The sequence below is a fragment of the Ferviditalea candida genome, from assembly GCF_035282765.1.
In the GTDB taxonomy this organism is placed as follows: Bacteria; Bacillota; Bacilli; order Paenibacillales; family KCTC-25726; genus Ferviditalea; species Ferviditalea candida.
This window is the reverse complement of sequence record NZ_JAYJLD010000019.1, coordinates 25,671-49,174: the sequence shown is the minus strand read 5'-3', so window position 1 is coordinate 49,174 and position 23,504 is coordinate 25,671. Positions and strand designations below refer to the sequence as shown.

The window sequence follows — 23,504 nt, the reverse complement described above, 5'->3', positions numbered from 1 at the left end:
AGTTTTTTTCAAATGTACTGGCAATCATAGGTTTCAAAATGTTCAACCAAGTGCTTGACGAACATTTTCATCGTGGAATCGATGAAAGCATCCTTCCGATATACCAATCCAACCGTCTTTTGGGGGATCGGATCGACTATTGATATGGACTTGATGGTCGGATCTTTCAAATTCGATAAATAGGATTTGGTCAAAATGGTGGCCACCGTGTTGACGTTGACCATATGGCGGAGCGATTCGAGGCTCGACAGCTCAAGCTTGACCGACAGCTTTATGCCGATTTCATTGCAGTACTGATCTATAAATTGGCGAATCAAAAATTTGTCGGGTATTAATGCGAGAGGAATGGACCGCAGCCCGTCAAACGGAATGGAATCCAATCCCGCAAGCTCGTGTTCGGTGGAGACGACAAGCAGAAATTCTTCTTTAAACAGGGGGATGAACTCCAAACGTTCATCTTCCTTGGTCAGGAAAATCACGCCGATATCCAGTTGATTGTTGAACAGCTTGTCAATGGTCTCCTCCGTGCTCAAGTCCATAATCGAGATTTCGATGCCTGGGTACTGCTCATGAAATTTCATGACGGATGAGGTTAATATATGATTGCCGGAACACCCGACAGCGAGTCTTCCCCGTGAAAGCCCTTGCAATTCTTTGATTTCCGCATGGGCCTGCTCAAATTCATAGAAGATGCGTTTGCTGTGCTCCAGCAAAATCTTGCCCGCTTGGGTGATATAGACCTTTTTTCCGGATCTTTGGAATAATTTCGTGTTCATTATATCTTCCAGCAGGTGAATTTGATGGCTGAGCGTCGGTTGGCTGATTCCTAATTTTTCCGCAGCTCTGGTGAAGTGCAATTCCTCGCATACCTCGATGAAATACTTCAATAGCCTGAATTCCACAAGTATCACCCCGCTAATAGATCTGGTCTATGATTACGATAGATACAACAGTATTGAACAGTGGTTTTTCCGATATTATACTACAAATCAAGATCGATCATAATGTAAACTTTTAATTTTCGAACTATTCAGTTTGCTATCCTGCAGGAATAGTCGTCTTTCTACCGTTCATTTAGCTTAGAAAGGGTGTTACCTATGAAGACTCAACCGGAACATACCGGTGAAGGTACATTCACTGCTTCCGATTTATTGTTTCAGACGCTGCAAGATGCCGGTGTCGAGTACATATTTGCTAATTTGGGGAGCGATCACCCAGCGATCATCGAGACTTGGGCCAAGTATCGCGCACGCGGCGAGAAGCTGCCGCAAGTTGTCGTTTGTCCTCATGAAATGGTTGCATTAAGCGCCGCACACGGTTTTACGCAAGCCACGGGAAGGCTGCAGGCCGTATTGGTCCACGTGGATGTGGGCACGCAGAATTTAGGGGGCGCCGTTCATAATGCAATGCGCGGAAGGATTCCTGTGTTTATTTTTTCAGGCGCTTCTCCCGTTACCTTGGACGGAGAATTGCCGGGCAGCCGCAATGAATTCATCCATTATCTTCAGGATGTGTTTGACCAGCGCGGAATCGTTCGGGAATATGTTAAATGGGATCATGATTTGCATGCGGGCGACAATATTGATCTGATCGTCAAAAGAGCGCTGCAAATTGCCAACTCGGAGCCTCGCGGCCCGGTATATGTAATGTCTCCGCGCGAGATGCTGGAGCGGCCGATTGCTTCCGAAAGCGAAACCTCGCGGGTGCTGGAACCGATCAGGCCCTCGGGATTGGCTCCGCAGCACGCCGGTGAAATCGCTTCCGCGCTGGCTCAAGCGAAATTCCCGTTAATGATTACCAGTTATTTAGGAAGAAACCATGAGGCCGTCCGTGAGCTTGTGGCTTTGAGCGAGCGGTTGGCCATTCCCGTAATGGAAGCGGGCCCTTATTACATGAATTTTCCGTCCGACCACCCCATGCATTTGGGTTTCGAAGATTTCGTCAATGTCAATCCGTATTTGGAAAAAGCCGATGTCGTCGTCGTGCTGGACTGCGATATTCCCTGGATGCCGCAAAAATCCAGGAGAGCCGCTAACGGCAGGTTGTATTGGATTGATTCCGATCCGCTCAAGGAATCGATTCCGCTTTGGTACTATACGGAGGAAATCGCTTTCCGCGCGGATGCGTGCGTTGCTTTGCGGCAAATTCAAGCCGAGCTAGATTCGCTTGCATGGGATGCCGATGAGATCGAGCGCCGCCGCAAGCAGGTCACGGTCGACGCCGCCAATATCCGCAAGCAATGGGAAAGCAAGGAACAGCCGACTGCTGACGGCGTGATTACTCCCGAATTCTTGTCAAGGACGATCAGAGAGGTTATTGACAAGGACACGATCATTGTCAATGAAACCATATCCAATTACAGTGTGGTATGGAAGCATCTCCGACGGACTGAACCGGGCACGTTATTCGGCAGCGGAGCAAGCTCTTTGGGGTGGCACGGCGGTGCGGCAATCGGCGTGAAGCTGGCCCATCCGGATCGAACGGTCGTGGCTTTGACAGGGGACGGCTCCTTTGTATTCAGCGTACCTTCGGCGGTTCAATTGGTCGCGGAGAAGTATAAAACGCCATTCCTGACTGTAATTTATAACAATGGCGGTTGGAAGTCCCCGAAGCTTTCCACGCTGGCTGTGCATCCGGACGGCGCCGCAAAGAGGAATTCCGATTTTCACGTTGAATTTCCTACTAACTCCAGTTTGGAGCGTATTGCCGAAGCTGCGGGCGATGCCTTTGCAGTAAAAGTAACAGACCCGAAACAATTAAAGCCGGCCTTGATGACAGCGCTTGATCATGTCAAAGACGGACGTTCGGCAGTCGTCAACGTGATGATAGAAAAGCTGTAACGACAAATTTTATAGGGAATAAACAGTTTGATCGAGAATGGGAGGCGATGGATCCTAATTCTGAACCCGCATATGGAAGCGCTAACACTTGGCTCTGTTTCTTGTAGCTTTAAGAAGTAGAATACAAATGAAAAATTACAAAAGGGAGGCCGTTTTCTATGAGAAGGAAAACTTTATTTCTCATTCTGAGTTTGATCTTGCTGTCTGCACTCGTTGGATGTTCATCTCAAAGCGCGCAACAATCCCAAAGCCCGCAGCCCGCGCAAAGCGCCCAGCCTGCGCAGAGCGGTCAACCGGCGCAAAGCCCGCAAGCAGAGGCCCCGGCCGCAAAAGAAATCGTCTTGAAAGCGGTAACAGCATGGCCGCAAAAAACTGCCGACAACGCCGGATTGTTCGCTCTGATTGAAAAAGTCAACGTGCTTGGCAAAGGAAAAGTTCAAATCAAGTATATCGGCGGTCCTGAGGTCGTGCCTACGATGAATCAAATCAACGCGGTGAAGGACGGTACGATCGATATCGCATGGCTGTCTGCCGGATATACCGATTCGTTGGTACCTGCAGCCAATGCAATAAAGCTGTCCAAGCTTACCCCCCAGGAAGAACGCGACAAGGGCGTAACTGATCTTTGGAACGAGATTTTCAAACAGGCCAATGCGCGATTCATCGTCAGAGGGTCCGCTCCCGATGTGCATTTCCACCTTTATACGGTTAAACCGATCAAAAGCCTCGAAGATTTCAAAGGCGTTCCGATTCGCGTAACGGCGGCTTATAAGGATTTTGTCACCGCTTTGAAGGCAGCGCCGGTCGCAACGACTCCAGGCGAGGTATACAGCGCTTTGGAAAGAAAAGTAGTCGAAGGCTACGGCTGGCCCGCTTACGGTATCGGCGATTTCGGTTGGGATAAGCTGACCAAATATGTCATCGATCCCGGATTTTATCAAGTTGACTGCATCGGCTTGATGAATTTGGAGAAGTGGAACAGCCTGCCCAAGGATGTACAGGATATCTTTACACAAGCTTCCATTGAAGTCGAAAAGGACATGGCTCAGCATTTCGATCAACTGGCCAAGGACGACCGCAAGAAAATTACGGGTGAGGGTATTCAAGTCATCACTTTGGATGCGAATACCGCTAAGACTTATGTCGACATGGCTTATAAATCCGTCTGGGATACCGTCATGAAAACCGATCCGGCAAACGGTCCTAAAATCAAGCAAGCGCTGGGCCAATAAAGATATCATTTCAAGGAGGATCAGGCAGATATGAAGACACTTTCGCGTCTGCTGGCTAAAGCCTCCTCAATCAATGACCTCCTGTCGGGCTTTCTTGCCCTGATGGGAGGCATCATTATTGTGGGGCTGATGCTTGTCATTTTCGGCGCTTCGATATCGCGCTATTTGTTTGGCCAGGCGGTAGCCGCAGCCACCGAACTCAGCGCCTACAGCTTGCTGTTCGTCACTTTCCTGGGCGCGCCGTACTTAGCCGGAAAAAACAGCCATGTCAGGGTTGACGCGCTGCCCCACATATTAAAGGGCAAAGCCAAGGCTGCCATTGAGATTTTCGCCGGCAGCTTATCTTTTCTGGTCAGTTTGCTGCTCGCATGGTACGGATTCAACAGCACTTATAAAGCCTATGTCGATCATGAGGTCGTCATCAATATTTTGTCGACCCCCAAGTACTTCCTGCTGGCGATCATTGCATTGGGATTTTTGTTGATGGCAATCAGCTTTTTGTTTAACGTGATCAAACATTTTAACGGGTCCGGGACTCGACAATAATCGATAGAGGTGTGCAACTCATGGAGTGGTGGCTGATCGTTATTTTGTTTTTCGGCGGGTTGCTGCTGGCGTTTCTCAGCAGCATTCCAATCGCAATCGCGTTTTTGCTTGTAGATATTGTAGGGATGTATTTTGTGATTGGACCGAACTTCAGCAATCAGCTGATCGGAAGCATTTACGATTCCGTTGCGACGTTTACACTGACGCCTGTCCCTTTATTTGTGCTGATGGGTGAAGTCCTTTTCAATTCGGGCCTGGCGTTGAAGGCAATCGGCACCATCGACAAATGGCTCGGGAAAATCCCCGGGAGATTGAGTGTGCTGAGCGTTGTGTCCGGCGCTTTATTCGCAAGTCTCAGCGGCTCTACCATTGCCAATACGGCGATGCTCGGATCGCTGCTGACGCCTGAAATGCAGCGCAGAAATTACCACAAGTCGATGATTGTCGGTCCGATCATGGCATCCGGAAGCTTGGCGATGATGATCCCGCCCAGCACGCTTACCGTTGTTTTCGGCAGCTTGGCGGGAATCAATGTCGGCAATCTGCTGATTGCCGGATTGCTGCCGGGACTCTTGCTGGCGGGCTTGTATGCCGTGTACACGATCGGCAGATGCTGGTTGAACCCGAAGCTTGCTCCCGCGTATGAAGTTGAGCATGTTGAGTTTCGACAGCTGTTGGCGGAAACCGTCAAGAATGTGCTTCCCTTGGGTCTGGTCATTGTTCTGACGGTCGGGGCTATCGTTGTTGGGCTGACTACACCAACGGAAGCGGCCTCCGTAGGAACGCTGATTTCGTTTCTTGTTGCCTGGTTTTTGGGCGATATGAATAAGGGGGTTATCAAAAAGTCGATCATGAACTCCATGCGGGTAACCGCCATGATCCTGATCATCGTTGCGGCATCGACCGCATTCAGCCAAGTGCTGGCGTTTAGCGGAGCTACCCAGCAATTGATGCAATTGGTGACAAATTTGCCTCTTAGTCCGTTATGGATCCTGGTTGGAATGCTGGCCGTGGTGTTCTTATTGGGGATGTTTATCGAAGAAGTGTCGATCATGATGATCACGCTGCCGATATTCATGCCGATTGTCACGACGATGAACATCGATCCGGTATGGTTCGGAATCCTGATGCTGCTCATTTTGGAAATTTCGCTGCTCACCCCGCCGGTCGGCTTGCTCTTGTACACTATTAAGGGAGTCACTCCGGATGAAATCACGATGAACGACATCTGGAAAGCCGCATGGCCTTATGTGTTTTGCGGATTGGTCGCAGTGTTGATCATCCTTAAGTTTCCTGTCATTACCATGCTTTTGATTTCGTGACTCAAAGCATCATAAGCTTTCAATCCCGGGGTCCCCAGGATTTTTGTTTCATAGCCCGTTAAATATATTTCAGTAAATTTAGAAATTTTCACAAAATTTATTTCCCAACTCCGAAATAATGATTATAATGGTACTAAAATTTATGGAGGAACCCTTATGCAACACGGATTGTTGGCGGAAAAAACGATCGTTGTGATGGGTGTCGCCAATGAAAGAAGCATCGCTTGGGGCATTGCCAAATCCCTGCACGCGGCCGGCGCCAAACTGATTTTTACTTATCGTAAACAGCGATCCTATAACCGTTTGTCAATGCTTTTGGAAGAGACAAGCATATCCCCTTTGCTGGTCGTTCAGTGCGATCTATCCAGCGATGAAAGCATACGGGCGGCTTTTTCGGAAATCCGTCAGCATGTCGGAAGGATCGATGGGGTCGTGCATTCCGTTGCTTTTGCCAATAAGGAGGAACTGAAGGGGGAGTTTGTCGAGACGTCGCGCGAGGGCTATCTTCTTGCCCAAAGTATTAGCGCGTATTCCCTGGTCGCCGTCGCGAGGGAAGCGAAACCACTCATGCCGGAAGGCGGGAGCATCGTCACGCAATCTTATCTCGGTTCCGTTCGGGTGGTCAAAAACTATAACGTCATGGGGGCGGCGAAAGCGGCGCTGGAAGCATGCGTCAGATATTTGGCGGATGATTTGGGCAAATACGCAATTCGGGTCAATGCCGTTTCATCAGGCCCGATCCGTACACTTGCGGCAAAAGGTGTAAGCGGATTCAATGAATTGTCCTCAACCATTGCCAGCAGGGCGCCGCTCAGACGGAATATCAGCCAGGATGAGGTTGGGGATGCCACGTTGTTTTTCTTAAGTCCGCTTTCGCGCGGCATTACCGGCGAGAACCTTCATGTCGACGGAGGATTTCATATTTTGGGAGTTTAACGACTCTAGCATAGGGTGATATCCGACTCCAAACAGAAAGGAACTTATTGATAAATGAGAATCGCGGTTACCGGTTGCGGAGCAGCAACTCCGTTCGGAATGGGGGCGGCCGGCTTCTGGTCAAAATTGATTGCCGGCGAGTCGGCCGTCCGGTTAACGGAACCGGAAAGCTACCGAAAATGGACTCGTGTTGCAGCATCTGTTCCGGCTTTTGATCCGACTGACTATTTGCCCCGAAAATTGGCTGCCGACACCGACAAATATACTCATTTGGCACTGATTGCCGCTGCGGAGGCATTTGCGGATGCCGGATTCCGCCCCCATGAACCAAATCCGTTCGGCAATCTTGATCCCGACCGTATCGGAGTTGCTTTGGGGACGTCATTCGGCGGCGTGCAAACGCTTGAGGCGGGATGCAGGCTGTTGGCCGGCAGCGATTCCGCGAGAATCAGCCCTAGGCTGGTCCCGAAATCGATCGTTAATGCAGCGGCCGGAGCCATCGCAATCCGTTGGGGTATTCAAGGAACGGTCATGTCCTATTCCACTGCTTGCGCATCCTCGGCGAATTCAATCGGCGAGGCGTGCTATTGGCTGAAGCGCGGAGAAGCGGATGTGGTTTTGGCCGGGGGTTCGGAGAGCCTGTTCACTCCGTCTCTGTTAGCCGGATTGAATGCAGCGGGGGCGCTGGCCAAAAGTGGTCCGGATGACTTCAGCCGGTGGTCGCGCCCATTTGACCGTGACCGTGCCGGGATGGTGATGGGCGAGGGGGCGGCGTTCCTGGTGCTTGAACCGCTGGACCGGGCCGTCAGCCGCGGCGCCCGGGTTTATGCGGAATTCAAGGGATATGGAACCTCGAACGACGCCTATCACGAAACCGCCCCTCATCCCGAGGGAAGGGGTGCCGCTCTGGCGATGCAGCGTGCCCTAAGAAATACCGGCGTTCAACCGACGGATATCGGTTACATTAATGCGCATGCCACCTCTACGCCAGCCGGCGATGCTGCGGAAGGTGCGGCGCTGCATCAGGTCTTCGGCGATGCCCTGGCGAAAATTCCGGTAAGCTCAATCAAGGGGGCTGTCGGCCACTTGCTCGGAGCTGCCGGTGCGCTGGAAAGCCTGGCCACTATTATGGCGCTTGATTCGGGGATTCTGCCTGCTACCCTGAATTGTGATCATCCGGATACGTCCGCTCCTCCGGATGTGATTCCGCATCAGGCGAGGCATCATAAAGTGAGCCTTGCGCTCAGCAACTCCTTTGGATTCGGCGGGCAAAATGCGTCGTTGGTGTGGGCGAGATATCGATAGGGGGAGTAACTGATGGGAATAAAACATTGTTTTGTTTGCGGACCGGATAACCCGCACGGACTGCGTATTCAATTTAGACAGGAAGGAGACGAAGTGGTGGCGGACTACCGCTGCACAGAAGATTATGCGGGATGGCCCAATGTGCAGCACGGCGGAATTACAGCGGCTTTATTGGATGAGGCGGCGGGTTATATTCCGTATTATCTGGGATTGGTTGCGATGACCGCTAAATTGGAAGTAACGTTTCATAAACCGATACTTGTCGGTGAATCGGTTAGAGTCTCGGGACGTATGGTCAAACGCTCGAGCCGTCTGATTGAGGTGGTGTCCGCCATCACCGGTGAAGACGGGCAGCGAAGAGCGAATTCCGTTGCAAAAATGATCATTCTCAACGAAAAACAGCGTGAAGAACTGGAATTGGGCGAACTCCAATAAGGTTAGATCCTTAAGGATAAGCTGCTTTACGGCTGTTAAAAAGAGGAGGAATCAGGATGAATGCTATGCAGGTGGAAGAACGTCGAAACGCTTTGCAGAATAAGTTTCCCGTTTGGCCGAATCAGACTTTGTCCGCTCACTTTGCCGATCAGGCCAAGCGTTACGCTTCACGGCCGCTCTTGATAACGGAAAAAGCATCGATCACGTATGAGGAGATTTGGCGTGAAGGACAGCGATACGCAAAAGCCTTGATCGAACTTGGGGTTCGTCGGAGAGAGCACGTTGCGATCATTATGGCCAGCGAGCCTGAAGCGATATTTTTGATGCTTGGGGTATGGTTGATTGGAGCGGTCTGCGTTCCGATCAATACGATGCTTCGCGACCAGGAAGTCAAATATTTATTGGAGCAGTCCGACAGCCATTGGTTGTTCATGCATCAAATTGCCAGCGGCGTTCTCCACGCAAAGAACGTCGCTCAGATGCTGGATGATTTGTCAAAGGTCAAACGGGTCGTTTGCATTCAAAATTCTGATGGTCCATTAGATGACAGGTTTTTATCATGGGCGTCTTTTGTGGACATGGCTAAACGCATATCCGATGACCAACTGAGCGACTGTATGCAACAATCCAAATATCCGAGCGAGGTGGCGGATATTATCTATACCTCAGGATCTACAGGCTTGCCGAAAGGTGTCATGATGACTCACGACATGTTCTTGCGGTGCGCTTACTCGAGCGCATTGAGCAGAGCCTTCGAAGACGGGCGAAGAATATTTACCGCCCTGCCGTTATATCACGTGTTTGCGCTGGTAGAGGGACTGCTTGCCGTTTCTTTCGTAGGCGGCGCGCTTATTGTCATCTCGGGTTTTTCTCCTTTGCCGGCTTTGCAGATCATGGAACGCCATCAGGCGAACGATGTGCTGTGTGTCCCTTCCATGTTGGTCGCCTTGGTGAATCATCCTGAAGTCGGAACGTTTGATCTATCCTCTCTTCATGCCCTGATGTGCGCTGCCGCCCCCGCACCGGTTTCGGTTTGGCAAAGGGCGATTGAAGTGCTTCAGTTGAAGGAAATCTGCACAGGATATGGCGGCACGGAAGCGACAGCCGCAACGGTGCACACGGAGGTCGGCGATCCGATTGAAACCGTAGTCACCCGCGTCGGGAGAATTAAACCCGGCGGTTCGAGTGGAATTCCGGAGTTCGACGGCGCGAATGTGCAGTACAAAACAGTGGATCCGGATACTGGAGAAGACTTGCCGCCCGGGGCAATCGGTGAATTGGCCGTTCGAGGCAACCTAGTCACCAGAGGATATTATAATAAGCCTGAAGAGACTTTTGCCGTTATCGATAAAGACGGTTGGTTCCGCAGCGGAGATCTTGGCCGCATCGATGAGCACGGCTACATCGAAATGCTGGGACGCAGTAAAGATCTTTACAAAATTTCGGGGGAGAACGTAGCGCCTAAAGAAGTGGAGGATGTGATTTCCAATCATCCGGCTGTGGCGCAAGCCTATGTTGTCGGCGTGAAGGACAGCATCACCCAGGAAACAGGTGCGGCATTTGTTGAGCTTCGGCCTGGGTTTACCTGCACCCGGCGTGAAATGATCGAACACTGCCAAAAGTATTTGGCCCGGTTCAAGGTACCCCGGCATGTTTGGTTCGTTCAAGCTTCGGAATGGCCAATGACCGGAAATGGCAAGATCCAGAAATTTCGGCTTCGTGAAATTGCCGAAAATCGAATATCGGAACGCGGCAGAATCAATGAAATTGTCTGAAGCGGGCTCGAAAGTAAACGCCGCAATAAGGAGAATCCCCTATTTACTTATTTGGCCAAATAATTTTGAAGTAAAAGTAAAAGCGTTTACAAGGTTTTTTTCATCAGTGTTCAATTGCGTCATGAAGTAGTGATCGTCATATTGTCAATATGGCCGGCGGATACGACAGATGCAAGCGTGAAGGGTTGCCAATCCAAAAAGACTGAACCAACCCGACGGCAAGGATCAAGAAATTTTCAGTTGCAATCAACCTCCTGACACATCTCCCGATGGGAAGTATGTCAGGAGGTTCTTTAAATTTTTCCGTTTTCAAAAAAAAGAAGATGAATTTTTGCAAAACTCTTGACGAAAAAACGCTTACGGTTTAAACTCTATTTATCCAATTAAATGATAATGATTATCAATATCATATAAATTCGGATTGAATCAGACGGCTAAGATATTTTTCAATCAATTTGGCACTGTACATAAGGGGGAAATGTGAAATGAAGAAGCTGATCTCAATGATGGCGGTACTGTTCCTAGTTATCGCAATTATCTTAGCCGGATGCGGGAAGGCGGACCAGACATCTTCCAATTCGGAAGATGTAAGCAGGAAAACCGCAGATACAACCTCATCCGGGAAGGGAGCATCCACTCTGAATGCCAAGGATGGGGCCGGCAAGCTGCTGGAAATCGCAAATCAGCTAAAAACGGAGCTTGTCGGCGCCAACGGACAGAAAATCAAGGAATTGGGTACGCAATTGGAAGATACATGGAGTTCTTTTGAAGATAAAGTAAGACCGGATTATCCGCTGGAATACACCTCAATTGAACAATATCTTGTTCCGTTGAGCGCCGGATTATCCATAAGTCCGCTTGATCAGGCAGCACTGACCAAGCTCAACGACAGTCTGATTCAGGCCATTCAGGATCTCCTCAATGCAATCAATAACCAAAAAGTCGCACAAAAAGCTGATAATCAGCAGCTTCAAGCGGCGATGGATCAATATAAAACCTATGTGCTTGAGCAAAGCGCTTCGCTTGTGGAGGAAACCGCAGCATTCGTAAAAGCCGTGCTTGACGGGGATATCGCGAAAGCCAAACTGCTGTATGGTTCTTCAAGAATATTTTATGAGCGGATCGAACCGATTGCGGAAAGCTTCGGCGATCTCGATCCAAAGATTGACGCCCGTGAAAACGATGTGGAACCTGCTGAATGGACGGGGTTCCATGTGCTTGAGAAAGCGCTGTGGGTGGACGGATCTTTGCGGAATCAAGAGAAATATGCCAATCAGCTTCTTGAGGATGTCAAAGCGCTTCATGAACAAATCAAGAGTGTCGAATTGAAGCCGGCGCAGGTCATAGCGGGTGCAGTCGAACTGTTAAACGAGGCCGGAACCTCCAAGGTGACCGGGGAAGAAGAACGGTATTCCCATCTAGACCTTTTGGATTTGGCTGCCAACGTGGAAGGCTCCAAAGCCGCATATGACATTATCAAAGCGAGCGTTCAGCAACAAGACGCGGAATTGGTGAAAAAAATCGACGAACGGTTCAATCAACTGCAGCAATTGCTTGACTCCTTCCGTCAAGGAGACAGCTTTAAAGTCTATACGGATTTAACTCAAGAAAATACAAAGAGCATTGGTCAAGCGATTGAGAGCACGGCTGAAGCCCTGTCTCAAGCGGCGAAAATACTTTAACAATTGCGCAGGGAGTGAATTGGATGCATTCATCGTCAATATCCAGAAGGGATTTGCTGAAATTGGCGGCTTCGGCAGGCGCCGGGATGGCCTTGGGATACGGCGGCTTGAGAATGTTTTCCGAGCAGGCGACTCAGGCGGTTGAACAGATGCCGGTGCAATCGGAGAATGCCGGCAGGGTATACCCGTTTTACGGCACGAATCAAGCCGGTATCGCGACATCTCAGCAACGTCACATGATCTTTGCCGCTTTTGATGTGGAAACTGAAAAACGCGCGGAATTGCGCGATCTGCTGCGCATTTGGTCGGAATATTCGGCGCGCATGAGCCTCGGTGAGCCGGTGGGGGAGCCCGCAGCGAGCCGTTTGCTGCCCCCGGAGGATAACGGGGAAAATCTGGGATTGAACCCGGCGGGTCTGACCGTTACCTTCGGGTTCGGCTCGACCTTGTTTAAAAAGAACGGGACAGATCGCTTCGGATTGTCCGGTAAGCAGCCTGCCGGCTTGGTGGAAATACCGCCAATGGCGGGGGATGCGCTGCAAGCCGATCGCTCAGGCGGAGATTTGTGTGTCCAGGTATGCGCCGACGATCCGCAGGTGGCGTTTCATGCCATTCGTCATTTGATTCGCTCCTCCCGCGGGGTAGCGGCAATGCGCTGGATGCAGCAGGGCTTTCTCGGGATTCCGAAAAACCCGAAGGGGCCCGCGGGCACACCGCGCAATCTGTTTGGCTTTAAGGACGGAACGCAAAACATTGATACTGCGAACCCGCAGCTGATGAATGAGCACGTTTGGGTGAACGGTTCCGATCAGCCTGCTTGGATGAGGGGCGGAACTTACTTGGCTGCGCGCCGGATTCGCATGCTCATTGAAGTGTGGGATCGCTCATCCCTGGATGATCAGGAAAAGACGTTCGGCCGCACCAAAGCCAGCGGCGCGCCGTTCGGGAAGAAGAACGAATTTGATCCGGTCAATCCGGATTATCTCCCAAAGAATTCCCATGTTCGTTTGGCGCGCGGGGATGGTTCGATTCAGATCCATCGCAGAGGTTATTCATATAATGACGGAATAGATCCCAAAACGGGTCAGTTGGATGCGGGTCTTTTCTTTATCAGTTATCAGCGAAGCATTGCCAAACAGCTTATCCCGATGCTGCACAGGCTGTCTTCGAACGATGCGTTGAACGAGTATACGCTTCATACCGCAAACGCTGTGTTCGCCGTACCGCCGGGGGCCTCGAAAGGCGGATTTATAGGAGAGACATTATTTATTTAATTTAAATACTGCTTTTTAAAATCCGATGTTTCATCAAGTCGGATTTTTTTGTAATATAAAATCATTGATTCGGCTCAACAGGTTTATAACTGAGTTCAGTGGAGGAAGGAACAGCCGTGAAAATTATCGTGGGAATTACGGGAGCCACCGGAGCGATTTACGGTATTCGTCTTTTGGAGGCTTTACAAAATGCGGAAGTCGAAACCCATTTGGTGTTAAGTTCATGGGCCGAAAAGACGATTCTCATCGAAACATCTTATACAGTGGAGCAAGTGAAATCATTAGCCTCTGTTGTCTATTCGCCAACCAATCAAGCAGCCCGCATTTCCAGCGGTTCGTTTATTACCGACGGCATGATCATCGCGCCGTGCAGCATGAAAACTCTCGCATCCGTCAGCTACGGATTAGCGGATAATTTGCTGTCCAGAGCGGCCGACGTTGTATTAAAGGAAAGACGAAAGCTGGTCATTCTGCCTCGGGAAACCCCCTTGAATGAAATTCATCTGGAAAATATGCTTCGGTTGTCCAGAATGGGAGCCATGGTGCTTCCGCCAATGCCGGCATTTTACAATAAACCGGAAACGATCGACGATATTGTCAATCATACGGTTGCCAAGGCTTTGGATCAATTCGCGATCCCCCACAATTTAACGAAACGCTGGCTTGAATAATAATCCATATGGTTTAATATAGGAAGCGGGGGAGGTGCCATATGGGGGCTCCATGCGTTTCTATTATTGTGCCTACTTACAATCGATTGGGGACGCTGGCGGAATTAGCGGAATCCCTGAGCAGACAAACCTTTCAGGACTTTGAAGTCATCCTTGTGAACGATGGCGGGGAAAAAGTGGATCTCATCCAAACGCTGTATCCTCACTTGAACATCACGATCCTTGATTTACCGATGAATCATAAACACGTGTATGCAAGAAATCAAGGGGTGCTGCAAGCAAGAGGGGAATTCATCATGCTGATGGACGACGATGATCTGTTGGTTCCCTCCCATATCGAGCGGATGGTCAATGAAATGAACGATTGTGAATTCGCCTATTCCGATGTGGAAATCATTAATTACAGGCTGGAGAATGGATCCAGAATTCCCATCGCCCGCACATTATTCGCATACGAATTGGATCTTGAAGAAATGCGCAGATTTTCAACCTATGTTCCTTCCGGAAGCTTGTATCGCAGGGAATTGCATGAAATCGTCGGGCTTTTTGATACGGAAGTGCTTCATTACTGGGATTGGGATTTTTTTCTGCGCGTCGCAGAAACGCATCGTGTCAAAAGAGTGCCGGTAGCCGGTGTCTTATACGAATATTCGGATGAAAGCAGCAATCAGTCCAAAAATTTCGCATCCAAGCGAAGATGTTTGGAGCGTTTTGGTCAAAAGCACGGCTTGGGTGTTTTAGCCAATACAAATTTCTTTTTACTGCTGGACGAGCCGGAAGTGAACAAAAGAAAATCCGAAAGCCGGATCGTTTGGGACGGCAGCCCGGTGATTTCAAAACTGAGGAGAGAACCGACATGAACCTGACGGGAGCGGAAGAAGCCTATGCTTTTCAAGGCGCTTATGGTCATCATATTCGATTAAAATTATTTCCGAGTGAGATCGAACCGGCAGAACATGTGGTTGTGCTGCCCATTTATAAGGATCAATTGATTTTTGCGAAGCATCGGATGAGAGGAATGGAATGGCCCGGGGGAAAGGTGGAGAACGGGGAAACACCCTTGGAGGCCGCTTGCCGCGAATTAAGGGAGGAAACGGGAGCCCGCGCGGCGTCCATGTGGTTGATCGGCCAATACAGCGTGAATGAAGGAGAGCAGCGGCTTTTCTATAAAAATATTTATGTTTCGCTTGTTCACGACATTGACGCCGTACACACAGGCGAAGACTCGGAAGGGTATATACTGCTGCCGATTTCCGTCAATCCGGATGAGCGGAACGGTTTTTCGCCGCTCGTAGCCGATCCCGTATTTTCGCTTGTGCGAAAACAGCTGTTTTCAATTTGAATCCGTTTCATTCCCATGTTTGTCTATTAATTGTTGGAGTGTGAGTCCTCCGTTAATCTCAATAATATTGCCGTTCAAACCACCGCTATTCTCCGAGCATAGAAACAGGATGACCTTCGCAATATCCTCGCCCGTGCACGGCCGGATGGTCGGATCAGAGCATGTCTCCTGCGCCATCGCTTCCGCCTCTTGAACCGTCATTTCTTTATAGATTCCCCGAATATCCCCCGGACAAACCATATTTACGGTAATGCCGGTATCCGCTTCTTCCTGGGCCATCGATTTGGTTAAGGAGACCAGTCCGACTTTCGCCGCAGCGTAAGCGGAGCGGTAAATCCAGCCCGGCGCTTCATTCGCCTGGGTAAAACCAAAATTAATAATCCGTCCCCAATGATTCTCGCGCATCAGCGGCAGCACTCTTCTAGCCAAATAAAAAACGGAGGACAAATTGCCGTTCAGCATCAGTTCCCATTCATGATCCGTATAGTCGGTCAGCTTTTTGCGTTCGGCAATATAAGGACCGGCATTGTTAATCAGAATATCGATCCGTCCCATCTCCGAGAGCGATTGTGAAATCAGGCGGTCGCAATCTTCCTTGCTTGAGACATCTGCGGAAATTGCGGCACATTTGACGCCAAATGCTTCAGTATCCTGCTTCAGCTTATGGGCAAGCTCTTCACTGCTGCGGTAGGTGATTACGATATCGTGGCCGGTTCGGGCAAGGTTAAGCACGGTTTGGACTCCCAGGCCTTTGGCGCTTCCGGTAACCAAGGCGACTCTTCTCAAAAGCGGAACTCTCCCTTTGTTCTAAATCTTTACTAAGATTGTATAGCTATTAGGCAATAAAATCAAAAATGCGAGAGTTCGATGCTTCAGAAGTTTATCGTCAAAGTGTTGCAACAACTGGAATGAAATAACATAATGGGGAGTGTAGACTGTGAAAAAAGGAATAACGCTCAGCATAATCGTATTGCTGCTTGTTTCTATTCTTTGGATCAAAGATTTTTGACGGAAAAGTCGCATTTATGATTGAGAGCACCGGCATTCCGGGCAATTCAAAAAAAACCGCAAGCCGAAGGTGCTGAGAGAAACAGCCGAAAAGGAGCCATGCATTATGGAAATCAGCATTTATCAATTTATTGAAGGTGCCAAGAAAGCCCAGGGCTTGACGGTCATCATCGATGTCTTCCGCGCTTTTTCGGTGGCGTGCTATGTTGTCGAGAACGGGGCGAAGGACATCATCCCCGTAGGGGATTTACAGACTGCCTATCGATTGAAGAGTAAGCACCCGGAGTATATTTTGATGGGAGAGCGTGGCGGCAGAATTCAAGAGGGCTTTGATTACGGCAATTCGCCTACCCAAGTTCAACATTTGGATTTTAAAGGGAAAACCGTTGTGCATACAACAAGCGCGGGAACGCAAGGGATCGTCAACGCGGTCAACGCGGAGGAACGGATTACCGGAAGCTTTGTCAACATCCAGGCGATCATCGATTATATCCGAAAGCAAAATCCGCAGAAGGTATCCCTGGTCTGCATGGGCTGGGAAGGCCATGAGCATGCTGACGAGGATACGCTTTGCGCGGAATATATTAAAAATGCGTTGGAAGGAAAAACCAATGATTTTTCAGAGATTGTCCATTTTTTGCGCGAGGAGAGCAAAACCGGCAGGTTCCTTGATTTGAAAGGGGAGTCCACTGCTCCGGCAAGCGATTTTGATTTATGTTTAAGTTTGGATCGATTCAATTTCGTGTTGAAAGTGGAGACGGAACCCGCGTCAAACGGTTTGCTGCACTTGCGAAAGATTCCTGTATAGAAGGTGGATACCACACCGACTGTTTTAGACAAGCGTCATAGATTTGTATGTTTATACCAGTTGATTTATCTCACACTTTTCCGCTTGGGGTCGCATCGAATATAGCCAGGAGAGGTGAGTGAGCCATGCTTGTACGATATCCGATACACGAGGAACAGCTGAAGGCCTTGACCGGAGAACCCGTTTATGCCGTAATGCATGACGGTTCGTTCTGCTGCGGAACGATTGACGACGTTAAAGACGGACAGTTGAGGATGACAGGCTTCCGCGGCCGGGAGAGACTTTCCCTGGAGCCCGGAACCGCCCAAGCCCAAGTATCTGAATTTGGTTTGGAGCAAGTACTGTTCAGAGGCGGAATGTGGCTTGAGTTGAAATCATTGGCTTTCCTGTTCAACTTGCCCAGCATGCTGTTTATGATTTGATGCGACACGGAAAAATTCCCCATTTTTCTTCCATAAACTTGGGATTGAGCTTCTTCCATAACTCCTCCTATAATTTATAGGGAAAGGAGTCGAGGACATGAAACAGCGTATCGGATTCGCCTTGCTTCTTGCCGTATTGATACTGGGCGGATTTGGCGGAAGCGCACATGCGGCCGCAGTATTAAGTCTGAATAGCGCCAACGGGGACGTTTGGGATTTGCAGTACCGTTTGAAGGTATTGAACTACTACCAGCAGCCTTTGGACGGCAAATACGGAGTGAGTACAGCCGCTGCGGTGCGAAAATTTCAGCAGAATTATGGTTTGCATGCCGACGGGAAAACCGGCAGCCAAACCTGGAGCGCTTTAAAGAAATACAGCTTAAACCTTAACGAAATGGATACAATGGCAAGAATTATATACAGCGAAGCACGCGGGGAACCTTATGAAGGACAAGTCGCCGTCGGAGCCGTCGTCATGAACCGGATTCAATCATCCAAATTTCCGAACAATATTCGTGACATCGTATTTCAACCCGGGGCGTTTACGGCTGTTCAAGACGGACAATTTTGGCTGAAACCCAATCGAACCGCTTATCTCGCGGCATTTGATGCCGTTCGGGGATGGGATCCGACCCACGGCTCGTATTATTATTTTAATCCAAACACGTCTACAAACTCATGGATTTGGTCACGGCCTCAAACCGTTAAAATTGGAAATCATATTTTTGCTAAATAAAATGGCCTCATTTTTCCCACCCGCCCCTATCACGGGGCGTTTTTTTGCGTGGCTGCAGTGTAGTTTACATAATGATATTATGTTAAACACATGCAGGATAATTCGAGCAAATCGTTGAATAGTTTAAAAATACATATAAAAAATCATTCATAATAGCGGAGGAGTAAATATTGGTGCAAATGTTCTTTCAAGTGATGCTGCCTGTTTTGCTAATTTTTCTTATCGGTTATACGGTACAAAGATGGAAACGAATGAACATCAGATCCATTTCCACCGTTGTCATTTACATACTGACCCCAAGCTTGGTATTTCGGACGTTCTACACAGCCGATCTGAACATGCAATATTTGATGATGGTTTTGTTTGCTCTTGCCTTGTTAGGGGCTCTTGTTCTGTTGAATTTTATTTATGTCAGGCTTCGCAAATATCCACAGTCGGTTGAAAGCGGACTTGTCTTATCGACTGTATTCATGAATTCCGGAAATTACGGTGCTCCCATCTTGTTGTTTGCGTACGGAAAAGAGGCCTTCACGCTGTCGATTTCGCTGCTGGTTATCCATTCTGTATTCATGAATTTTTTCGGCGGCTATTATGCCAATCGATCAGCGAAAGGCATTAAATCGGCCTTTATCGCTGTGTTTAAGCTTCCTTCGATTTATGCGGCAATTCTGGCTTTAGGCTTTCACTTTACCGGCATGAAGATGCCTGAGAATATTTTTTCTGCCATCGACTTGATATCCAGCGCCGCTATTCCCTTGGTCATGCTGGTTTTGGGATTCCAATTGGCCGAAATGAAGCTGACCGTTCTGGACTGGAACAAAATTATTTACGGAACAATCGTCCGCTTGGTGATATCGCCGCTGATCGCCTTGGCGCTCGTTTCTGTCCTTCCGGTCGAGCCGCTGCTGAGGAAGGTGCTGATCGTGACCTCAGCCATGCCCTCAGCCGTAATGGCCGTCATTTATGCCATCCAGTTCGAAGCCGAACCGGAATTGGTTTCAAGTATTACTTTTGTCAGCACCTTACTGAGTTTTGTTACCATAACGATTATTCTTGTTATTCTGGGATAAGCGAATGGTCTGGCTGGATTAGGACATTGTAATAACGAAGGGAGAAAATGATTACACCATGAATGCATTTCAAGAAAGGCTTTTGTTCCTGTATAAGTTTTCGCGTGCTCCCAAGCAAATCGGCAGTTTCACTCCGAGCTCCGTATTTCTGGCCAAAAAAATGGTGGCCCCGATCCCTTGGAACCAGGTGAAATATGTTGCCGAGCTAGGGGCGGGTACCGGAGCCATAACCAAGCATATTGGAAGACTGAAGAATCATGATGCCCGCGTTCTTGTATTCGAGAAGGATCCGCATTTGCGTGAACGTCTTGCAGACCGTTTTACAAGCTTCACTTATCATGCCGATGCGTGCAAGCTCCAGTCTGTCATGCACAGTGAAGGGATCGAGCAGTTGGATTGTGTTTTGAGCGGTCTTCCTTTTTTTAACTTTCCGCAGCAGCTGCGTGATCAGCTAATGAACCAAATTCTGGTTTCTCTAAAGCCCGGCGGCTTGTTTGTCGCTTTCCAATACTCGCAGCAGATGAAAAAACAGCTCAGCCAATTGTTTGAGCTTGAGGACATCCAGTTTTCTCCGCTTAATCTTCCGCCCGCATTCGTATATATTTGCCGGAAACGGGAGAAGGAGAACTCATCATGACCGAATTCAAGCCGGACCGGAACAAGAAGCCGCTGATCATAAGAGGCTCCGTGCTGAATGACGGGGATTTCAGTCACGCTCTGATTGAAAGTAAAGAGGGCATTATTCAAGCGATACATCAATCTGATGATTTAACGGAGCTAGAACGCCGAACTCTGATTGTTCCCGGATTTATCGATATTCATGTGCATGGGGGTGGCGGAGCGGATGTGATGGACGGGTCGATCGAAGCTCTGCGCACCATTGCCGAAACTCATGTGAAATATGGAACAACAGGGTGGCTGGCGACCACGGTAACCGTGGCGGGAGCGGACATACTGCGAGTCATTGATGCTGTTAAACAATATATGCCAATTCAATCCGGGTTCAAAGGAGCGGAATGTTTAGGCATTCATCTGGAAGGACCTTTTCTAAGCCCGAAGCATCGCGGCGCACAGCGCGAGGATCTTTTCATGCTGCCCGATTTGGAGCAATTTCAGTCATGGGTGGAACGGGCCGAGGGGATCATCCGGATGATAACCCTTGCTCCTGAATTGGAAGGTGCTGAACGGTTGATTCGATATGCGCGAGAGAACGGGATAACGGTTTCGGCCGGTCATACGGATGCAACGAGCCGGCAGCTGAACAACGCTGCGGAATGGGGGGTCACCCATCTGACGCACGTATTTAACGCCATGCGTCCGATACATCACCGGGAGCCGGGAATTATTGCCGCCGCTTGCAGAAACGGGCATATGACGGCGGATTTTATTGCGGACGGAATTCATTTGCATCCCGATACGGAAAATTTGCTGCTCCGGTTGTTCGGACATGAGCGGTTGATCTTAATTACAGATGCCATGAGGGCAGCGTGCATGGGTGACGGTTTATATGAGATTGGCGGCTTGCCTGTCACAGTTAAGCAAGGAGTCGCACGAATTGACAACGGTACGTTGGCCGGAAGCTTGCTTACTCTGCAGCGTGCGGCCCAGCGGATGACGAACATCCATCGCTTGCGCTGGGCTGAGGTATCGCGTATGGCTTCCTATAATCCCGCCCGATTGCTCGGTTTGGATCGAAAAGGCGGGATTCTGCCCGGTAAGTCCGCGGATCTGGTCGGTTTGACGTCCGAAGGAGATGTTCTTTGGACGATGGTAAACGGAGAATTATGCTATGAAAATGGGAATAATACATCCGGGAACGATCAGTAAGTACGTGAACCTTCTGCAGAGGATGTGAAGAAGATTCAAGTAACGATCGTCAACAGCGAGAAAGAAATGAGCGCGAAGGCAGCGGCCTCCGTCATCCGCCTGCTCCAAACCAAGCCGGACGCGGTGCTCGGATTGGCGACAGGCAGCACACCGCTTGGTTTATATCGGCTGCTGGTTGCAGCGTATGTGGACGGAAAGATTGATTTTTCCGGAGTGACGACGTTTAATCTGGATGAGTATATAGGACTGCCTGCCGAACATCCGCAGAGCTATCACGCCTATATGCATACCCATTTATTTCGGCATATCAACATTCAACCTGAACAGACACATATTCCCAATGGCACTGCTGACGACCCTGATGTCGAGTGCAGGCGTTATGAAACTCTTATTTCCAGCTCAAACGGGATCGATTTGCAGCTGCTGGGACTCGGAGAGAACGGTCATATCGGATTTAATGAACCGGGGGCGGATCCTTACGGAAGGACGCACGTGACGAAACTGACAGAAAGCACGCGCAAAGCTAACGCCAGATTTTTTAATCATGCGGAGGAAGTGCCCAGATATGCAATAACGATGGGGTTGGGCAGCATTTTGGCTCATTCTAAAAGGATCCTTCTCTTGGCTGCGGGTGAGCATAAGGCAGAGGCGGTGTATCGAATGCTTGAAGAAAAAGTAACCAATCATTGTCCGGCCTCATATTTGCAAACACATCCTATGACGGAGATCGTCATTGATCTGGGCGCCGCATCGTTGCTGAGCTTATCGAGAAAAAAGCAGCAGCAGCTGGTTCCAGAGATATTAGAGAAGCCCTTAACCCCGCCAAGTAGGAGACGATTACCCGAAGGCCTAAAATAAATTTTGCCCCGAAGTGAAAGGTATTCAATGGATACAATGGACGTTAACGGATAAAAAGTGACAGATTGCGCACCTCCGGCTTATATCATCCGGGAGGATTTTACGATTCGAAAAACAGACCCCTTTGTTAAAGTACGCAGCACGTATTCCACCCACTCGGATATTTGTTCCCCACCGCCGAGCAAAAACAGATTCGGATCCTTTCTTCTTAAGATTTCCTCTCTCGTGGCATTCGGAATGTAACCGTATTTGGTAACGAGCAGAAAGGGCAAAGGCAATGCTTTGTTGACAAGTTTCCAAGATTCGTCTTCAAGCGACTCTATAGACACAATCAACATATCTTTTGCCCGCGGATCCAGAGTCCGCGCATGATAAGCCGCCAGTTCAAATAGATTACCGTACATCAATATCACCCGATGCATCAAGATGATTACTTTACAATTTATGATGGAAGCTAAATAAAAATGTAATATATGATTGATCATATGGACGGAACATGATCGCATACAAATCAGATAAGAATATTTGCGCAAAGGAGAATGGCCGTTTGTTTTCCAATACGGAAATCGAAATGATTCGGGTTATTACCGAGGAGATTTTTCCCGGGTCCAATGAAGCCAGGGCATATGAATTTATTCAACGGGATGCAGCAGCGAATCCTTTCATGATCGGTTTGTACAGGGAAGGGTTAAGGGCATTCGAGAATCAGGCACGATTGCTGTTTGGAAAAACCTTGCTCGACCTTGATCAAGAGCGGTTAATTGAGCTGTTAAAATCGCAGGAGCACACCCCTTTTTTTCAATTTATCCGGAACCATACAATGGAGGGTGTTTTTTCCGACCCCATCTATGGCGGAAACTACCAGGCATACGGTTGGCGTCTGATCGGCTTTGAAGGGCCCCGTTTTTATACTGCTGAAGAAATCAATAAAAAACGGCAGCTCCCGAAAGTTTATTATTCTCTGAAGGGGATTGCCCATGAGGACAAAACCGGAATATGATATGCTGGCGGTTTGATCCGGTATCGTTCAAGACGCTGGATGCATGGGGGCAAATTGACGATGGCGCGATTGCGAATTGGCCGATCACATATGAGGAATTGGAGCCCTATTATACTAAATTTGAGTATCGATTCGGCGTATCCGGCGATGCGGATCAGATTGTACACGGACCTCCGAGATCAAAGCCTTACCCTTTACCGCCAATTGAACAAGGCTACGCCACGAATCATTTCGCTCAATCGGTCGATGCCAAGTCCAGTACCCGAACCACGGAAAATATAATGTTTGGCTGCTTCTTTTATCGGCCAATCCCCATGCTTACGGTCTCCCTCTTCCGAGATTGACCTTCGATTGGAGTTTGCAACTGAAAGATATGCACCGTTACTTCTATGGGAAAATCGTTGAAATACTGAAA

General features: G+C 49.1%; 25 protein-coding genes. 22 read left to right on the top strand and 3 right to left on the bottom strand.

Annotation, left to right across the window (positions count from 1 at the left end; translation table 11 throughout):
- Window positions 1–8: 8 nt before the first annotated feature.
- Window positions 9–902 (bottom strand): LysR family transcriptional regulator, encoded by an 894-nt coding sequence (locus VF724_RS13145; protein ID WP_371754713.1) that lies wholly within the window; start codon window positions 900–902, stop codon window positions 9–11.
- Window positions 903–1,097: 195 nt separating this feature from the next.
- Here VF724_RS13145 and VF724_RS13140 point away from each other — a divergent pair, with 195 nt between their 5' ends.
- From VF724_RS13140 to VF724_RS13080, 13 genes are all read left to right on the top strand, one after another.
- Window positions 1,098–2,840, top strand: coding sequence for a thiamine pyrophosphate-requiring protein (locus tag VF724_RS13140; protein ID WP_371754712.1), 1,743 nt, complete (start codon window positions 1,098–1,100; stop codon window positions 2,838–2,840).
- A gap of 158 nt (window positions 2,841–2,998) precedes the next feature.
- The gene (dctP, locus tag VF724_RS13135) at window positions 2,999–4,072 is read left to right on the top strand and encodes a TRAP transporter substrate-binding protein DctP (protein WP_371754711.1); all 1,074 of its coding nucleotides are present in this window, start codon (window positions 2,999–3,001) and stop codon (window positions 4,070–4,072) included.
- A 30-nt stretch (window positions 4,073–4,102) separates the two neighbouring features.
- The gene (locus VF724_RS13130; RefSeq protein WP_371754710.1) at window positions 4,103–4,618 is read left to right on the top strand and encodes a TRAP transporter small permease; all 516 of its coding nucleotides are present in this window, start codon (window positions 4,103–4,105) and stop codon (window positions 4,616–4,618) included.
- Window positions 4,619–4,638: 20 nt separating this feature from the next.
- On the top strand, window positions 4,639–5,940 hold the full coding sequence (locus tag VF724_RS13125) for a TRAP transporter large permease (protein WP_371754709.1): 1,302 nt from the start codon (window positions 4,639–4,641) through the stop codon (window positions 5,938–5,940).
- Between the two features lie 156 nt (window positions 5,941–6,096).
- Window positions 6,097–6,876: an enoyl-ACP reductase FabI gene (gene fabI / locus VF724_RS13120; protein ID WP_371754708.1), complete on the top strand. Its 780-nt coding sequence runs from the start codon at window positions 6,097–6,099 to the stop codon at window positions 6,874–6,876.
- A 54-nt stretch (window positions 6,877–6,930) separates the two neighbouring features.
- Window positions 6,931–8,181: a beta-ketoacyl-[acyl-carrier-protein] synthase family protein gene (locus VF724_RS13115; RefSeq protein WP_371754707.1), complete on the top strand. Its 1,251-nt coding sequence runs from the start codon at window positions 6,931–6,933 to the stop codon at window positions 8,179–8,181.
- 12 nt (window positions 8,182–8,193) lie between these two features.
- Window positions 8,194–8,616, top strand: coding sequence for a PaaI family thioesterase (locus tag VF724_RS13110; protein WP_371754706.1), 423 nt, complete (start codon window positions 8,194–8,196; stop codon window positions 8,614–8,616).
- Between the two features lie 56 nt (window positions 8,617–8,672).
- Entirely contained in the window at window positions 8,673–10,391 is a 1,719-nt protein-coding gene (locus VF724_RS13105) for a class I adenylate-forming enzyme family protein (protein WP_371754705.1), read from the top strand.
- Window positions 10,392–10,876: 485 nt separating this feature from the next.
- Window positions 10,877–12,073 carry an iron uptake system protein EfeO gene (gene efeO, locus VF724_RS13100; protein WP_371754704.1) on the top strand — a complete coding sequence of 399 codons (1,197 nt, stop codon included), beginning with the start codon at window positions 10,877–10,879 and terminating at the stop codon, window positions 12,071–12,073.
- Window positions 12,074–12,096: 23 nt separating this feature from the next.
- The gene (efeB, locus tag VF724_RS13095) at window positions 12,097–13,347 is read left to right on the top strand and encodes an iron uptake transporter deferrochelatase/peroxidase subunit (protein ID WP_371754703.1); all 1,251 of its coding nucleotides are present in this window, start codon (window positions 12,097–12,099) and stop codon (window positions 13,345–13,347) included.
- Between the two features lie 116 nt (window positions 13,348–13,463).
- Window positions 13,464–14,018: a UbiX family flavin prenyltransferase gene (locus VF724_RS13090; protein WP_371754702.1), complete on the top strand. Its 555-nt coding sequence runs from the start codon at window positions 13,464–13,466 to the stop codon at window positions 14,016–14,018.
- Between the two features lie 41 nt (window positions 14,019–14,059).
- Entirely contained in the window at window positions 14,060–14,878 is an 819-nt protein-coding gene (locus VF724_RS13085; protein WP_371754701.1) for a glycosyltransferase family 2 protein, read from the top strand.
- Entirely contained in the window at window positions 14,875–15,360 is a 486-nt protein-coding gene (locus VF724_RS13080; protein WP_371754700.1) for an NUDIX domain-containing protein, read from the top strand. The genes VF724_RS13085 and VF724_RS13080 overlap by 4 nt, the downstream gene beginning before the upstream one ends.
- Here VF724_RS13080 and VF724_RS13075 read toward each other — a convergent pair.
- Window positions 15,352–16,146, bottom strand: a complete 795-nt coding sequence (locus tag VF724_RS13075; RefSeq protein ID WP_371754699.1) for an SDR family oxidoreductase — start codon at window positions 16,144–16,146, stop codon at window positions 15,352–15,354. The genes VF724_RS13080 and VF724_RS13075 overlap by 9 nt on opposite strands.
- A 328-nt stretch (window positions 16,147–16,474) precedes the next feature.
- Here VF724_RS13075 and VF724_RS13070 point away from each other — a divergent pair, with 328 nt between their 5' ends.
- The 7 genes from VF724_RS13070 to nagB all read left to right on the top strand — a co-directional run bounded on the left by VF724_RS13070 (window position 16,475) and on the right by nagB (window position 22,089).
- Window positions 16,475–17,176 carry a 2-phosphosulfolactate phosphatase gene (locus VF724_RS13070; RefSeq protein ID WP_371754698.1) on the top strand — a complete coding sequence of 234 codons (702 nt, stop codon included), beginning with the start codon at window positions 16,475–16,477 and terminating at the stop codon, window positions 17,174–17,176.
- Window positions 17,177–17,301: 125 nt separating this feature from the next.
- Entirely contained in the window at window positions 17,302–17,598 is a 297-nt protein-coding gene (locus tag VF724_RS13065; RefSeq protein ID WP_371754697.1) for a hypothetical protein, read from the top strand.
- Between the two features lie 97 nt (window positions 17,599–17,695).
- Window positions 17,696–18,334 (top strand): cell wall hydrolase, encoded by a 639-nt coding sequence (locus VF724_RS13060; RefSeq protein WP_371754696.1) that lies wholly within the window; start codon window positions 17,696–17,698, stop codon window positions 18,332–18,334.
- Window positions 18,335–18,513: 179 nt separating this feature from the next.
- On the top strand, window positions 18,514–19,404 hold the full coding sequence (locus VF724_RS13055) for an AEC family transporter (RefSeq protein WP_371754738.1): 891 nt from the start codon (window positions 18,514–18,516) through the stop codon (window positions 19,402–19,404).
- Window positions 19,405–19,462: 58 nt separating this feature from the next.
- Window positions 19,463–20,041, top strand: a complete 579-nt coding sequence (locus VF724_RS13050) for a class I SAM-dependent methyltransferase (RefSeq protein WP_371754695.1) — start codon at window positions 19,463–19,465, stop codon at window positions 20,039–20,041.
- Complete coding sequence (nagA, locus tag VF724_RS13045) at window positions 20,038–21,231, top strand: N-acetylglucosamine-6-phosphate deacetylase (RefSeq protein WP_371754694.1); 1,194 nt, start codon at window positions 20,038–20,040, stop codon at window positions 21,229–21,231. Before VF724_RS13050 ends, nagA begins: the two co-directional genes overlap by 4 nt.
- Before the next feature lie 24 nt (window positions 21,232–21,255).
- Window positions 21,256–22,089 carry a glucosamine-6-phosphate deaminase gene (gene nagB, locus VF724_RS13040; RefSeq protein WP_371754693.1) on the top strand — a complete coding sequence of 278 codons (834 nt, stop codon included), beginning with the start codon at window positions 21,256–21,258 and terminating at the stop codon, window positions 22,087–22,089.
- An 80-nt stretch (window positions 22,090–22,169) separates the two neighbouring features.
- On the opposite strand, the gene VF724_RS13035 is transcribed toward nagB, so the two are convergent.
- Window positions 22,170–22,493 (bottom strand): hypothetical protein, encoded by a 324-nt coding sequence (locus tag VF724_RS13035; protein WP_371754692.1) that lies wholly within the window; start codon window positions 22,491–22,493, stop codon window positions 22,170–22,172.
- 143 nt (window positions 22,494–22,636) lie between these two features.
- Here VF724_RS13035 and VF724_RS13030 point away from each other — a divergent pair, with 143 nt between their 5' ends.
- Complete coding sequence (locus VF724_RS13030; RefSeq protein WP_371754691.1) at window positions 22,637–23,089, top strand: gluconate 2-dehydrogenase subunit 3 family protein; 453 nt, start codon at window positions 22,637–22,639, stop codon at window positions 23,087–23,089.
- The gene (locus VF724_RS13025; RefSeq protein WP_371754690.1) at window positions 23,086–23,433 is read left to right on the top strand and encodes a hypothetical protein; all 348 of its coding nucleotides are present in this window, start codon (window positions 23,086–23,088) and stop codon (window positions 23,431–23,433) included. The genes VF724_RS13030 and VF724_RS13025 overlap by 4 nt, the downstream gene beginning before the upstream one ends.
- The last annotated feature ends 71 nt before the right edge of the window (window positions 23,434–23,504 follow it).

Excerpts from the sequence above, each read along its gene's own strand:
- VF724_RS13080 (WP_371754700.1), top strand. The coding sequence starts at position 14,875 with ATGAACCTGACGGGAGCGGAAGAAGCCTATGCTTTTCAAGGCGCTTAT.
- VF724_RS13050 (WP_371754695.1), top strand. The coding sequence starts at position 19,463 with ATGAATGCATTTCAAGAAAGGCTTTTGTTCCTGTATAAGTTTTCGCGT.
- VF724_RS13035 (WP_371754692.1), bottom strand. The coding sequence starts at position 22,493 with ATGTACGGTAATCTATTTGAACTGGCGGCTTATCATGCGCGGACTCTG.
- VF724_RS13130 (WP_371754710.1), top strand. The coding sequence starts at position 4,103 with ATGAAGACACTTTCGCGTCTGCTGGCTAAAGCCTCCTCAATCAATGAC.
- VF724_RS13060 (WP_371754696.1), top strand. The coding sequence starts at position 17,696 with ATGAAACAGCGTATCGGATTCGCCTTGCTTCTTGCCGTATTGATACTG.
- VF724_RS13055 (WP_371754738.1), top strand. The coding sequence starts at position 18,514 with ATGTTCTTTCAAGTGATGCTGCCTGTTTTGCTAATTTTTCTTATCGGT.
- fabI (WP_371754708.1), top strand. The coding sequence starts at position 6,097 with ATGCAACACGGATTGTTGGCGGAAAAAACGATCGTTGTGATGGGTGTC.
- VF724_RS13115 (WP_371754707.1), top strand. The coding sequence starts at position 6,931 with ATGAGAATCGCGGTTACCGGTTGCGGAGCAGCAACTCCGTTCGGAATG.
- VF724_RS13125 (WP_371754709.1), top strand. The coding sequence starts at position 4,639 with ATGGAGTGGTGGCTGATCGTTATTTTGTTTTTCGGCGGGTTGCTGCTG.
- VF724_RS13110 (WP_371754706.1), top strand. The coding sequence starts at position 8,194 with ATGGGAATAAAACATTGTTTTGTTTGCGGACCGGATAACCCGCACGGA.
- nagA (WP_371754694.1), top strand. The coding sequence starts at position 20,038 with ATGACCGAATTCAAGCCGGACCGGAACAAGAAGCCGCTGATCATAAGA.
- dctP (WP_371754711.1), top strand. The coding sequence starts at position 2,999 with ATGAGAAGGAAAACTTTATTTCTCATTCTGAGTTTGATCTTGCTGTCT.
- efeO (WP_371754704.1), top strand. The coding sequence starts at position 10,877 with ATGAAGAAGCTGATCTCAATGATGGCGGTACTGTTCCTAGTTATCGCA.
- VF724_RS13105 (WP_371754705.1), top strand. The coding sequence starts at position 8,673 with ATGAATGCTATGCAGGTGGAAGAACGTCGAAACGCTTTGCAGAATAAG.
- VF724_RS13140 (WP_371754712.1), top strand. The coding sequence starts at position 1,098 with ATGAAGACTCAACCGGAACATACCGGTGAAGGTACATTCACTGCTTCC.
- VF724_RS13065 (WP_371754697.1), top strand. The coding sequence starts at position 17,302 with ATGCTTGTACGATATCCGATACACGAGGAACAGCTGAAGGCCTTGACC.
- efeB (WP_371754703.1), top strand. The coding sequence starts at position 12,097 with ATGCATTCATCGTCAATATCCAGAAGGGATTTGCTGAAATTGGCGGCT.
- VF724_RS13070 (WP_371754698.1), top strand. The coding sequence starts at position 16,475 with ATGGAAATCAGCATTTATCAATTTATTGAAGGTGCCAAGAAAGCCCAG.
- VF724_RS13085 (WP_371754701.1), top strand. The coding sequence starts at position 14,060 with ATGGGGGCTCCATGCGTTTCTATTATTGTGCCTACTTACAATCGATTG.
- VF724_RS13025 (WP_371754690.1), top strand. The coding sequence starts at position 23,086 with ATGATATGCTGGCGGTTTGATCCGGTATCGTTCAAGACGCTGGATGCA.